Genomic DNA, 13,060 nt, shown 5'->3' on the forward strand with positions numbered 1-13,060 from the left:
GCGTACCCGGGAGGAGACCCGTCCCGTCATCTCCTCCCGGCCGGCCTGCCACCTCGGGCCGGTGTCACAGATCGGTCGCGATGATCTTCTCGATGTTCCGTTCGGCGAGTGCCGTGATCGTGACGAACGGATTGACGCTGGTGTTGCCGGGGATCAGCGCGCCGTCGATCACGTAGAGGCCCGAATACCCGTGCAGGCGACCGTAGTTGTCGGTGGCACGGTCCAGCACCGCACCTCCGAGGGGGTGGTAGGTGAGGTGGTCGCCCCAGATCTTGTACACACCGAAGAGGTCCGTCCGGTAGATCGTCCCCTCCTTCGCGTTGATCTTGTCGAAGATCGTCTTGGCCATGTCGATGGACGGCTGCTTCCAGGCGGTCTGCCAGTTCAGGTCGACCTTGCCCGTCGCGGGATTCCAGGAGAACTGGGCGCGGTTCGGGTTCTTCGTGATCGACAGGTAGAACGAGGCGAACGTCTCGATCCCGGTCGGCAGCGGCGCGACCTCGGCGAACGCGCCGCCGGCGGCCCAGTTGTCGATGCCGCCGCAGGGGATGCTCGCCTGGACCGCGCCGGTCGGGTCCCACAGGTGGTTGGCGCGGCCGCACATGACGTTGCCGTTGTCGCCCCAGCCCTTGCCGATCTCGTCGTTGAGGGCGGGCAGCTTGCCGGTCGCCTTCAGCTCGGTCAGCAGCTTGCTCGTGCCGACGCTGCCGGCCGCGAAGAACACCTTGTCCGCGGTCACCGTCTTGGTGGCCTCCGTGCTCCCGTCGGTACGCAGCTGGTCGATGACGACGGTGTAGCCGCCGGCCGACGCCGGGGCGACCGAAGTCACCTTGTGCAGGGGCGAGATGGTGACGTTCCCGGTCGCCATGACCTGGGCGAGGTAGGTCTTCTGCAGCGACTTCTTGCCGTAGTTGTTGCCGTAGAGGATCTCACCCGCCAGTGCCGACTTGGGTACGGTGCCGGCCGCCTCCTGCTCCATGTAGTCCCAGTCGTACACGTCCGGCACGAAGACGAACGGGAAGCCTGAGCGCTGCGCCTGCTTGCGGCCGACCCGGGCGTACTTGTAGCAGTCGACGCTGTCGAACCAGGCCGGGTCCACGGTGCCGACGCCGAGGCCGGAGTTGGCGCGCGGGTAGTAGGTGGAGTACATCTCGTCGGCGTTGACCGTGGGGAGGACGGCGCCGAAGTTCTCCCGCTTCGGGGTGACGGCCATGCCGCCGTTGACCAGCGAGCCGCCGCCGACGCCGCGCCCCTGGTAGACCGTGATGCCGCTGAAGTCCTCCGCGTCCAGGATTCCGGTGTAGCGGGGGATCGACCGGTCGATGGGGAAGCCCAGGAAGTTGCTGAGGGGCTGCTTGGTCTTGGTGCGCAGCCAGTACGAGCGGCCGTCGGGGCTCGTCGTGTTGGCGAAGATCTTGCCGTCGGAGCCGGGGGTGTCCCAGGACATGCCCATCTCGACCATGTGCACCTTGATGCCCGCGCGGGCGAGCCGCAGGGCCGCCACGGAGCCGCCGTACCCGGTGCCGATCACCAGGACCGGAACGTGCTCCCCGCTGCCGATCACCGTGGCTCGGGCGCGGCTCGCCGCCTGGGCGACGGTGGCGTGCCCGGAGAGGGCCGCAGCCCCCACTATGAAACTTGTTCTAGCGATGAATCTGCGACGCGAGACACCGCTCGATCCCTTGTCGGGTAAGCTTGAGTCCGTCATGTGACGTTCCTCACTCTCGATCGAATGGGAACGAGTTCTACTGGCGCTCGCATAAGAAGTCACTACATACCTGCGAGTAATTTCTCTGGGGCTCGGCCGCCCGCCGACTGCCGCCGCCTCATCGCCTCCGGGTGCGGCACCCGGGCGCCGCGTGGATGCTGGGAGGGTCAGCGTTCCATGAGGAGGACAGTCATGAGCATGCTCGACAAGATCAAGGACCTGATGAAGGGGCACCCGGACCAGGCCCGCCAGGGAGTCGAGAAGGGTGGCGACATCGCCGACAAGAAGACGGGTGGCAAGTACAGCGGCCAGGTCGACTCCGCCCAGCAGAAGCTCAATGACCAGCTCGGCGACAAGCGGCCGCCCGCCGACGACCGGTAGGGCGCCCCGGAGGTCCCGAGAACCCCCGCACGGTCGCGACGGAGCGGCGGTCGCCATCGAAGGCGACCGCCGCTCCGTTCGTTCGTGGGCGACTTCGTTGCGCGGTGGAGGTCAGTTGTGGCCGAACTTCCGCTCGCGCCTGTGTGAGACCTGCTCCGAGATCGCCTTCACCCCTTCGGGTGCGGGCGCGGTGCTCGTCTGTTCCTTGGGCTCCGCGGTCGCGGAGTGCTCATGGCCGCCGCTGCGGGCGCCACGGTTGTGCCGGCTCTGCTTCTTGCCCATGATCGTGCCTCCTGTGCGGATGTCGGACGATGGGCCGCCTTTCACACGCATACAAGTGTAAAGGGTGTATTTACGTGTATGGGGTCCTTCTCTGTCCTGCGGCGCCCTGTCTGACGCCCCTGTCCGACGCCTCCGTCCGACGTCTCCTTCTGAAGTGCGGAGCACGGCTGCCGGGGAGCATGCTGGGTGGGTGACCTGGTACGGCGCGGCCCGGGGTGCTCCGCTCAGCGAGGGCGCCGGTGTGCCCGGGAGACTGAGGGACGGCCGGGCGCCGGACGAACTGTCCCTGGCGCTCGCCCAGGCCGTCGTGAGCGGGGTCGAGGCCGCGGGCGGACAGGCGGGCGGTGCCTTTCTCCGCTCCCGCACACCGGGACTGCTGCGACTGGCGGTGCTGGCGGGAGCGCCCGGACCACTCTTCCGCCCCTGGTGGCGGATGCATGTGAACCGCCCGTTCCCGGTGGCCGACGCCTTCCGCAAGGGCCAGGCCGTGCACCTGGCCGACCCCGAGGAGGCCATGCGCCGATACCCGCAGCTGATGGCGGGCCTGCCGTTCCCGTTCGGCTCCCTGTACGTGCCGGTCAACTGCGGCGGCGAACCGGTCGGGGTCCTGACGATCCTGCGTCCGGCGACCCCCGGAAAGCCGGTGGGACCCGCGGAACGACGCAGGCTCGGCACGGTCGCCGAAGAGCTGGGCAGCGCACTGACGGAGCTGGCGTCCGCCGGTACGGAACCACGCTGGGACGGGGAACCGCTCCCCGTCCAGTTGCCCGCGGGCAGCTCGCCGCCCGTACGGATCGGCCGCTTCGACTGGGACCTGGCCAGCGGCGCCGTAGGAGCCGACGCCGAACTGTGCGCGATCCTCGGCACTGAGCCCGCCGAGTTCCCGGGCACCATCGACGCGCTGGCCGCGCGACTGGCTCCGGAGGACGTCTACGGACTGTGGACCCTGGCCCGCCAGGCGGCGGGGACGGGCGGCCCCGTCGTACGCAGGATGCGGCTGCGCGGCCCCGACGGCCGCTCCCATCTGCTGGAGGTCTCGGGCCGCCGGGAGGGCGGGGGCGGGGCCGGTGCGGCGAGCCATCTGACCGGATTCCTGGTGGACCTCGGCATCGGCCCGGTCGTCCCCGAGGCGGCCGACCGGCTGCCGAGGGGAATCTTCTCGCTGGACCGCTTCGGCCGGATCACCTACCTCAACGACCTGGCCGAGCAGATCCTCGGCCACGCCAGGTCCGAGCTGGTCGGGCGGGTGCTCTGGGAAGTCCTTCCGTGGTTCGGCAACCCCGCGTACGAGGACCACTACCGGTCCGCCATGATCTCCGACGACCCGGTCCACTTCCTCGCCCGGCGCAACCCGCCCCCCTGGCTCGCGATCTCCCTGTACCCCGGCCACGAAGGGCTGACGGCCGTACTCACCCCCACGGAGGAACCCTCCTACGCGCCGGGCTCCGTGTCCTCGCCGGGGCTGGGCCTCGGCTCCCCGGCCGACCGCTCCGCCGCGCTCTACCGGCCGGTCGCGCTGGCCATCGCGCTGACCGAGGCCGTCACCGCCCGGCAGGTGTCCGCCGTGGTGACCGAGGAACTGCTGCCCGCGTTCGGCGGCAGGCAGCTCGCGATCTACCTGCTCAAGGAGGGCCGCCTCTACCTGGAGTGGGAGACCGGATTCCCCCAGGGCTTCCTCGACGGATTCGACGGCGTCGGCCTGGACGCCCGCATCCCCGGGGTGGAAACGCTGACCTCCGGCCGCCCGATCTTCTTCGAGTCCATGCAGCACCTGGGTGCCGCCTACCCCGGCATCCCGATGGACGCGGATGTCGGCGCCCGCGCGTTCCTGCCGCTGATCGCCTCCGGACAGCACGTCGGCTCCTGCATCCTCGGCTTCGACCAGCCGCGCGGCTTCAGCCCGGAGGAGCGCACGATCCTGACCGCGCTGGCCGGTCTCATCGCCCAGGCACTGCAACGGGCCCAGCGGTACGACACCGAGGCCGCCCTCGCCCGCGGACTGCAGGACGTGCTGCTGCCGCACCGGCTGCCCGTCGTCGACCACGTCGCCACCGCCGGCCGCTACCTCGCGGGCACCCAGGGCATGGAGGTCGGTGGCGACTGGTACGACGTCATCGAGACGGGCGAGCGGGTGGCCCTGGTCATCGGGGACGTCCAGGGCCACGGCGTCTCCGCCGCCGCCACCATGGGACAACTGCGCAGCGCCGTACGGGCCTTCGCGCTCAGCGGACACGACCCGCAGGAGGTGATGAGCGGCACCAACCGGCTCCTCATCGACCTCGACCCCGGCCAGTTCGCCAGCTGCTGCTACATCGTCCTGGACCCGGCCACCGGGATCGCGCAGGCCGTGCGTGCCGGGCATCCGCAGCCCGTGCTGCGCCACCCGGACGGCACGGCCGAGGTGCTGGACCTGTCGGGCGGAATCGTGCTCGGAGTCGCGCCCGACGCCTCCTACCCCGTCAGCGAACTGCACCTGGCCACAGGCGCGATGCTCGCCCTGTACACCGACGGGATGGTCGAGCAGTCCGGAACGGACATCGACGTCGGCATCGAACGGCTGCGCCGCACCATCGCCGATTTCGGCCCGGCCCCGCTGACCGACACGGCGGACCATGTGATCGCACGGGCCAGACAGGCCCCGGACCGGCCTGATGACATCGCCCTGCTGCTCGCCGGCCGCTGGGAGGAGGCGGACGACGCGAACGGCACGGACGACGACGCGGACAGGACGGCCCGGACCCCGTGAGCGCGGCTCAGGCGCGGTCGGTGACCGGCCGCGTGTCCGGCATGCAGGCCCCGCCGCCGGACGTGGCGTCGCCCCCCCGTCACCTGCGCTTTCGTCCGTGGCCCCGGCGGCTTCGGGCGTGTCCGCTCCGGGCCGGGGCCGGCCCGGCAGAGCGCTCAGCGCCGGCGGGTCTTCGGGGCGGGGACGAGACGTACCGCGGTGTTGAGGACATGGTCGATCACATCGCGCGAGGGGTTGTCCGTCAGATTGCTGAGCAGCCTGGCCAGCGTGTTGAGCAGGAACGGCGAGCCCATCACGTACCGGTTCAGGACGGGCTGGAACCCAGACCGGCTGAAGACGAGATCGGCGGCCGTGTTGCCCAGCCGGTAGTAGCGCCCCCAGCGCCGGTTCATCTCCGCCGGATAGTGGTGGAGCGCCCGCTCTCGCCGGGGGCCCGCGGGCATCGCCAGGGCCAGTGCGGCGCTCTCGGCGGCAACCTCCCCGGCCTCCAGGGCCTGGCCGATGCCCTCGCCGTTCCACGGGCTGATCATGCCCCCGGAGTCACCGACCAGGAGGAGGCCCCGGGTGTAGAGGGGATGACGGTTGAGGCCCAGCGGCAGCGCCGCGCTACGCACGGGCCCCTCGGCGTTCTCCTCGCGGAGCCCCCACTCGGGCGGTGTACGGGCCAGCCACTGGTCCATGGTCGCCCGCAGATCGGGCTTGCCGTGGCGGCGGTGCGGGATCGCGCCGAGTCCCACGTTGACGCGCCCGTCGCCCATCGGGAAGATCCAGCCGTACCCCGGCAGGAAGCGGTCGCTCCTGGGGAAGCGGAGGTCGGCCCAGAGCTCCAGGTACTCCTCCCGGGAGCGCTCGGGACTGCGGTAGTAGCGGCGGGCCGCCGTGGCGATCTGGCGCCTGGTGTCCCGTTGCAGGCCCATCGCGAGAGCCAGCCGGGCGGAGGCGCCGTCGGCGGCGATGACGACCGGCGCCCGGTGCACCACCGGGTCCGCCTTCCCGGAGACCGCGCTCACGCCGGTGATCCGTCCGGCCCGGTCGGTCACCGGCTCCGTCACCTTCACGCCGGTACGCAGCCGCGCCCCGGCGGCGACGGCGTGGCGGGCCAGGATGTCGTCGAAGTCGTGGCGGCTGCGGGTGAGGCCGAAATCCGGGTAGCCGCCCAGCGCGGGCCAGTCGATCCGCACCTGCCGGTCCCCGGTCACCCAGCGCATCCCGCGCGACCGCGTCCAGCCCGGTGCGCCGATGTCGACGCCCATCCGGATGAGCTGGTGCACCGCGCGCGGCGTGAGGCCGTCCCCGCACACCTTCTCCCGCGGGAAGCCGGACTTCTCCAGGAGCAGCACGTCCACGCCCGCGCGGGCGAGGTGGAAGGCGGTGGAAGACCCGGCCGGACCCGCCCCCACCACGATCACCTGCGCCTCCTCCGGCCCGCCGGGGGGCTGTTCGTCGGGCGGGGACTGGTCTGCACGCGCTTCCCGCATGGGGAACCCTTTCCTGGGGCGGCCGGAGCCGCCCGGCAAGGCGGCCCTGTACACCGACATCCTGCCGGTTCGCACCGCTCGGCGGCAGGGTGATCACGCGTGCGAGGTGTGCGGGCTTTCGGTGCGGCCGCCGCGACGCGCCCCGGGGCCGCACGGTGTGCGGCCCCGGGGCGGACAGACGGACGATCAAGTGGTGAGAAGGGGACGAGAGGTGGACGCTGACGGGTCAGTACGGCAGCGGACGCCCGGACGGCGTGCGCAGATCGAGCGGCGGCGGCCGCGACGGAAGCTGGGGACGTCTGACAACCCTGATGCGGCCCACTGCCACCACCTCCTACCGGTCCCCGACCTATGCCCTGCGGTGCGCCGTTCACACCCCGCGGGGCCGGTGATCGCTTTCTGTGACCGGCCCGCCTACTCCTGCGGACCGTGGCCCGCGTCGGCGAGCAGCCGCTCGATCCGGTCGAAGCGCTCGTGCAGCAGCTGGGCGGTCTCCTCCCGGACGTGCCGCGCGCTCTGCTCCGCCGCAGCCGTGAGCCGGTGGCGACGTCTCTGTTCGTGCCCCACGAACCAGGTGGCGAGGGCCGCCGTGACCATCCCGTAGGTGGTGATGCCCACGCCCATCACCACGACAGCGACGATCCGGCCCCACAGGGTCACCGGGTAGAAGTCGCCGTACCCCACGGTCGTCGCGGTCTCCGCCGACCACCACAGCGCCCGGGGGTAGCTGGTGATGGTGGCGGCGTGCCCGGCGTGCTGTTCCGCCGCGAGCACCGCCCAGGAGCCGGCGAGCAGGGTCAGCGCGAGGAGCACCGTCGCCCAGCCCACCGCCTTCAGATGGAGCGAACGGCCTTCCCGGCCGAGCAGCAGCTCGACCGCCTTGGTCAGGAACACAGGCACCATTTCGGGATCATGCCCGGCCGCCGCCGGAGCCGGCCGACGGGCGCGCACCGACGGGAGTCCGCATCACCCGTTCGGAACGCCCTGCCGGGTCCGGGCCGCGGACGCCGGGCCCCCGGGGTGGCCCCGCTCCGCATTCCGGACCTGGCAAATCGTGTTAAACCTGAATATGTGGGTGGTACAGGTCGGTTCCGGGCGTGGTTTCACCACCCCGCCCGGCGGCCGCATCGGCACGGTGACGGGCGCGCGGGCGGTGAACGGCGTGCGCCCCGCGACCCGGACGTGAAAGGGCTCTCGGCCGGACGCAGGGTGCGCGCCCTGTTCAGCACCCGCCCCGTTGCCGGGCAGGTCTTCTTCATGACGCTGGGGATCGTGCTGCTGCTCGTGGCGGCCGCGGTCTTCGCGCTGGTGCTCCAGGGCAGACGCGACAGTACGCACGAGGCCGAGGCCCGTTCGATGAGCGTGGCGCAGTCCTTCGCCAACGCCCCCGGAACCGCCGCGGCGCTGGACAGCAAGGACCCCACCGCCGTACTGCAACCGCAAGCGGAGAGAGTCCGGGAGCGGACCGACGTGGAGTCCATCGTGGTGGCCGGGACCAATGGCATCCGCTACACCCACCCCGACCGCGAACGGATCGGCAAGCACATCATCGGCCCGTACAAGGAAGCCCTGGACGGTCGCGCCTTCACCCGGACCTTCACCACGAGCCGCGGCCCCGCCGTCGTCTCACTGGCCCCCGTCCTGCGGCAGGACGGCACGGTCGCCGGGCTGGTGTCCGTGGGCATCACGGTCAAGACCGTGAACGCCGTGGCCCAGCCGAGCATCCCGTTCGCCATCGGTACCGCGCTGGGCGCACTGGTGCTCACGACGGGTGCCGCCGCCCTGGTGAGCCGCCGACTGCGCCGCCAGACACACGGCCTCGGCCCGACCGAGATGACCCGGATGTACGAGCACCACGACGCGGTGTTGCACTCGGTCCGCGAGGGCGTCCTCATCGTCGGCGCCGAACACCGGCTGCTGCTCGCCAACGACGAGGCCAGAAGACTCCTCGGACTGCCCGCCGACGCCGAGGGACGCGCCGTGACCGAGCTGGGTCTGGAACCACGCACCGCCGAACTGCTGGCCTCCGGCGAGGTCGCCACGGACGAGGTGCGGCCGGCCGGGAACCGGCTGCTCGCCATCAACCTCCGTCCCACGGCCGAACGCGGCGGGCCCCCGGGCGTCGTGGCGACCCTGCGGGACACCACCGAGCTGCGGGCCGTCACCGGCAGGGCCGAGACCGTGCGGGAGCGACTGACGCTGCTGTACCGCGCGGGCGCCCGGATCGGCACCACCCTCGACGTCACCACGACCGCACGGGAACTCGCCGAGGTCTCCGCCCCCGGATTCGCCGACTGCGCGACGGTCGACCTCGCGGACGCGGTGCTGCGCGGAGAGGAACCGGAGCCACCCTCCGGCGAGGCGATCAACGTACGGCGCACCGCTGTCTCCGGCGCCGTGAGCGGCCACCCCCTCTACCCGCTCGGCCGCGTCATCGGCTTCGTACCCACCGGCCCCGAAGGCATCGGCAGCAGCAGCGGCCACACCTGGATGGTGCCCGACCTGACCGCGTCCGAGCAGTGGCGGCAGGCCGACCCGGAACAGTCCGCGAGAATCCTGGAGTACGGATTCCACTCGCTGCTCTCCGTGCCGCTGCACGCGCGCGGTGTCATCCTCGGCATGGCCAACTTCTGGCGCGCGGAGAACGAGGAGCCCTTCGACTCGGAGGACCTGTCCTTCGCGGAGGAACTGGTGGCCCGCGCGGCCGTCAGCGTCGACAACGCCCGGCGCTACACCCGCGAGCACGAGATGGCCGTGACCCTGCAGCGCAGCCTGCTCCCGCGCGGGGTGCCCGAGCAGAACGCCCTGGACGTCGCCTTCCGCTACCTTCCGGCGCAGGCCGGGGTGGGCGGGGACTGGTTTGACGTGATCCCGCTGTCCGGCGCACGGGTCGCCCTCGTCGTGGGCGACGTCGTCGGGCACGGTCTGCACGCCGCGGCCACCATGGGACGGCTGCGCACCACAGTGCACAACTTCTCCACGCTGGACCTGCCGCCCGACGAACTCCTCGGCCACCTCGACGAACTCGTCGTCCGGATCGACCAGGACGAGCAGACCGATGACGGCGTCGCCGTCACCGGGGCCACCTGCCTCTACGCGATCTACGACGCGGTGACCGGGCGCTGCTCGGTGGCCCGGGCCGGCCATCCGGGACCCGCTCTCGTGCTGCCCGACGGCACCGTCGAGTTCCCCGAGATCCCGGCGGGGCTGCCCCTCGGGATCGGCGGGATGCCCTTCGAGACGGTCGAACTGGAGGTGCCGGAGGGAAGCCGGCTGGTCATGTACACGGACGGCCTGATCGAGCGCCGGGACCGGGACATCGACGACGGCCTGGAGGAGTTGCGCCGGGCCCTGGCCGACCGTGACCGGACCCCGGAGGAGACCTGCGACGACGTGCTGGCGGCCCTGCTGCCCAGCCGGCCCGGCGACGACGTCGCCCTGCTGGTGGCCCGCACCCGCACCCTGGACCCGGCCCGGCGCGTGCAGTGGGAAGTGGCCCCGGACGCCTCGGCCGTCTCGGGCGTCCGCAAGGAGGCCACCCGGTGGCTCAGCGACCAGGGGCTCGACGAGGAGGGGTTCGTCACCGAGCTGATCCTCAGCGAGCTGGTGACCAACGCCATCCGCTACGGCTCCGAGCCCATCACCGTACGGCTGCTGTACGACCGGGCGCTGATCTGCGAGGTGGCGGACTGCAGCAGCACCTCGCCGCATCTGCGCTACGCCGCCACCACCGACGAGGGCGGGCGGGGCCTCTTCCTTGTCGCCCAGTTCGCGGAGCGCTGGGGGACCAGGTACACCGCGCGCGGCAAGGTGATCTGGTCCGAGCAGGCGCTCGGTGAGCCGGAGCCGCCCCCCGGATAGGGGCCCGAGCCGACGGCGGTGCGGGGCGCGGCAGCAGCTGCCGGGCCCCGCACCCCTCGTTCACCTCATGAGCGGTGTCACGGGAAGGACACCACGTTGGACGGGACGGTCGACGTCCCGGAGGTGGGCGCTCCGGTGTTGTTGATGACATGTTCGTACTGGCCCTGGCCGCCGAGCGAGACGACGAGCAGGTCGTGGAACTTGACTCCGGGCTTCACCGGGGCCTCGAAGCCGTGGCCCTGGATGATCGTCGGGTCCACGTTGTAGTAGCAGTAACTGCCCAGCCCCCAGCCCTCGTGGGTGTTGACCGAGTCGTCGACCTTGTAGGCCGCGTACCCCTTGGTGTTGCCGTTCTGCACGGCCGCCTGGTTGGGGGCGTCGTACGACTTCTCGTTCTGGAAGAAGATCGTCTTGCCGTTCTCGCCGGACCAGCGCACGTCGTACTTGTTGAAGTGTTCGACGAACAGTCCGGTGGCCAGGACGTTGTCACCGTTGACCTGGAGGCCGTAGTCGGACCGGTTGGTCTCCCAGCCGACTCCGTCTCCGTGGTCGGCGCGCCACAGCCAGGTGTGGTCGACGATGGTGTCGTCGTTGTTGATCACCATGGCGGTGGTGGCCTTGCCGGCCCCCGCGCCGCCGATCCGGACGAACACGTCCTGGACGGTGGTCGGGTTCGCCGAGTGGTCGGCGGAGGCGCCGTCGGGGCCGACCTGGACCAGGACCTGGGAGTTCTGCGGACCGGCGTCGACGAGCAGACCGGCGAGCTTCACGCCGTCCACGTCACCGACCTTGATCGCGGTGACCCCGTTGTCCGGGATGATCGTGGCGAGACCGAGGCCCAGGACGACCGTGTTGGCGCGGTCGATGTTGATGGTCTGGTTCACGTGGTAGACGCCGGGCGTGAACAGCAGGTGCAGGCCCTGCTGCACGGCCGCGTTGATGGTGGCGGCGGAGGCCCCGGGCTTGACCACGTAGAACTGGCTCAGCGGGATGGAGCTGCCCTGCGGCGTGCCGTTCCACGAGACGCCGCGTGCGTTGGTGCGCTTGGCGGGGACGAAGACCTTGTAGTCGTTGCCGTCCAGGTAGAGGAACGGCTTCTCACGCGAGACGGTGGTGGTGTCGAGCGTGGTGTACGGGGGGTTGGGGAAGCTCTGGGCGGGGGCGCCCTCTACGCCGGAGAACGTCATGTTCCAGACGCCGTTGCCCCAGCTGCCGATCGAGCTGTCGCGGGTGTACCACTGCTGCTGCGAGTACGGGCCGACCTGGCCGTCGATCTTGCTGTCGGCGATGTACCCGCCGCTCGCCCAGCCGTAGCCGTTCGGCGCGAGGTTGAGTCCGCCCTTGACGTGCATCCGGCGGAACGGGGCGGCCTGCGAGACGGCCCAGCGGTCGGTGCCGCTGACCGGGTTGAGCGCCAGGTTCTCCGCAGAGCGCCAGAAGTTCTGGGTGGCGTTGCCGTTGAACCAGCCCGCGTCCACGGTCACATCACCGTTGAAGGTGGTGTCGTCCGGCTTGAGGCCGAGACCGGCGATCGAGGTGTAGAACCCGATCTGCGCGTTGAGGTTGTTGTACGTGCCCGGTTTGAACATCAGCGCGTAGCGGCCGTCACCGAACTGCGCCGACTCCTGCTTCTTGAAGATCTCGTCGACCTTGGCCTGGATGTTGGGCGTCGAGGGGTCGAAGACCAGCACGTTGGGGCCGAGGTCGCCGCCGCCGGGAATCTGCGGGCCGCCTCCGCCGCCGGTGGTGCCGAAGACCTGGAACTCCCAGAGCGAGTAGCCGTACTGGGTGGCTCGCGTGGTGCCCGTCAGCCTGACGTAGCGCGCGGTGCCGGAGACGTTCAGCGTCTCGTTCCCGCCGGGGCCGGTGGTGGTCGAGTAGGCGGTGCTCCAGGAGTTGTTGTCCGTGGAGAACTCGATCCTGTAGCTCTTGGCGTAGGCGGTTTCCCACTTCAGCGCGATCTGGCTGACCGAGGCGGAGGAGCCCAGGTCGACCTTGATCCACTGGGGGTCGGAGGCGGCGCTCGACCAGCGGGTGCCATTGTCGCCGTCCACCGCGGAGGCGGCGGGCGTGCCGTAGTTCTCCTGGCTGGAGGCGGTCACCGTCTTGCCCTGCGAGAGCAGCGAGGGTGCCGCGCTGGCCGGGGCGGAGGGGACGAAGGCCAGGAGCGAGACGACGAGACCGGCGACGGCGGTCAGTACGCCGGTACGTCTTCTTCTGGTCGAGGCCACCGGTCTGTGGAACACGGGGGGTGCGTACATGGGTTAAGTCTCCTGAGTCGCGGTACGGGTGCACGACACGAAGCCGGAGAGCGCTCTCTCCGACCGATGGGGATACTTCTCCCTCCGTTCCCTACGCGTCAATAGGTGTGCAACACCCGCTTGTTCAGCGGTCGTTGAGAACAAGAGTTGACGACTGATATCTCACGGTTGACCTGGTTCCATACGCCTTCGTAGACACCTGGCCATGGAACTGACCCGGCGTCGATTCAGGGGATGATGGTGTGTACGCATGGAGTGACGGAGGCGATGCGCGCCGTTGCCACCGCAACGGACACTGCCCCGAGGCACCCGCCGAGGGCCGGAGGATCTGCGCACCGGAGGC

At 70.7% G+C, this 13,060-nt stretch carries 8 protein-coding genes; 3 read left to right on the forward strand and 5 right to left on the reverse strand.

What is annotated here, in order from left to right:
- Window positions 1–64: 64 nt before the first annotated feature.
- On the reverse strand, window positions 65–1,708 hold the full coding sequence (locus ACZ601_RS16890; RefSeq protein ID WP_469538336.1) for a GMC oxidoreductase: 1,644 nt from the start codon (window positions 1,706–1,708) through the stop codon (window positions 65–67).
- A gap of 192 nt (window positions 1,709–1,900) precedes the next feature.
- Between ACZ601_RS16890 and ACZ601_RS16895 the strand changes: the two genes are divergently transcribed.
- Complete coding sequence (locus ACZ601_RS16895) at window positions 1,901–2,089, forward strand: antitoxin (protein ID WP_440576451.1); 189 nt, start codon at window positions 1,901–1,903, stop codon at window positions 2,087–2,089.
- 111 nt (window positions 2,090–2,200) lie between these two features.
- Here ACZ601_RS16895 and ACZ601_RS16900 read toward each other — a convergent pair whose 3' ends face one another.
- Window positions 2,201–2,371, reverse strand: a complete 171-nt coding sequence (locus ACZ601_RS16900) for a hypothetical protein (protein ID WP_199884421.1) — start codon at window positions 2,369–2,371, stop codon at window positions 2,201–2,203.
- Window positions 2,372–2,561: 190 nt separating this feature from the next.
- On the opposite strand from ACZ601_RS16900, the gene ACZ601_RS16905 reads away from it, so the two are divergent.
- Window positions 2,562–5,117 carry a SpoIIE family protein phosphatase gene (locus ACZ601_RS16905; protein ID WP_469538340.1) on the forward strand — a complete coding sequence of 852 codons (2,556 nt, stop codon included), beginning with the start codon at window positions 2,562–2,564 and terminating at the stop codon, window positions 5,115–5,117.
- A gap of 155 nt (window positions 5,118–5,272) precedes the next feature.
- On the opposite strand, the gene ACZ601_RS16910 is transcribed toward ACZ601_RS16905, so the two are convergent.
- Window positions 5,273–6,595, reverse strand: coding sequence for a geranylgeranyl reductase family protein (locus ACZ601_RS16910; RefSeq protein WP_469538343.1), 1,323 nt, complete (start codon window positions 6,593–6,595; stop codon window positions 5,273–5,275).
- Window positions 6,596–7,009: 414 nt separating this feature from the next.
- Window positions 7,010–7,498 (reverse strand): potassium channel family protein, encoded by a 489-nt coding sequence (locus tag ACZ601_RS16915; RefSeq protein ID WP_440579121.1) that lies wholly within the window; start codon window positions 7,496–7,498, stop codon window positions 7,010–7,012.
- A 354-nt stretch (window positions 7,499–7,852) separates the two neighbouring features.
- Here ACZ601_RS16915 and ACZ601_RS16920 point away from each other — a divergent pair, with 354 nt between their 5' ends.
- A complete protein-coding gene (locus ACZ601_RS16920) occupies window positions 7,853–10,456 on the forward strand; it encodes a SpoIIE family protein phosphatase (RefSeq protein ID WP_469538347.1) in 2,604 nt (867 codons plus the stop codon).
- A gap of 77 nt (window positions 10,457–10,533) precedes the next feature.
- On the opposite strand, the gene ACZ601_RS16925 is transcribed toward ACZ601_RS16920, so the two are convergent.
- Window positions 10,534–12,717, reverse strand: coding sequence for a discoidin domain-containing protein (locus ACZ601_RS16925; RefSeq protein WP_469538350.1), 2,184 nt, complete (start codon window positions 12,715–12,717; stop codon window positions 10,534–10,536).
- Between the last annotated feature and the right edge of the window lie 343 nt (window positions 12,718–13,060).

Source organism: Streptomyces sp. NPDC104307 (assembly GCF_055584045.1).

What these genes read in the sequence shown, in the direction of transcription:
- ACZ601_RS16890 (WP_469538336.1), bottom strand. Translation starts at nt 1,708, where the DNA reads ATGACGGACTCAAGCTTACCCGACAAGGGATCGAGCGGTGTCTCGCGT.
- ACZ601_RS16895 (WP_440576451.1), top strand. Translation starts at nt 1,901, where the DNA reads ATGAGCATGCTCGACAAGATCAAGGACCTGATGAAGGGGCACCCGGAC.
- ACZ601_RS16900 (WP_199884421.1), bottom strand. Translation starts at nt 2,371, where the DNA reads ATGGGCAAGAAGCAGAGCCGGCACAACCGTGGCGCCCGCAGCGGCGGC.
- ACZ601_RS16910 (WP_469538343.1), bottom strand. Translation starts at nt 6,595, where the DNA reads ATGCGGGAAGCGCGTGCAGACCAGTCCCCGCCCGACGAACAGCCCCCC.
- ACZ601_RS16915 (WP_440579121.1), bottom strand. Translation starts at nt 7,498, where the DNA reads ATGGTGCCTGTGTTCCTGACCAAGGCGGTCGAGCTGCTGCTCGGCCGG.
- ACZ601_RS16920 (WP_469538347.1), top strand. Translation starts at nt 7,853, where the DNA reads ATGACGCTGGGGATCGTGCTGCTGCTCGTGGCGGCCGCGGTCTTCGCG.
- ACZ601_RS16925 (WP_469538350.1), bottom strand. Translation starts at nt 12,717, where the DNA reads ATGTACGCACCCCCCGTGTTCCACAGACCGGTGGCCTCGACCAGAAGA.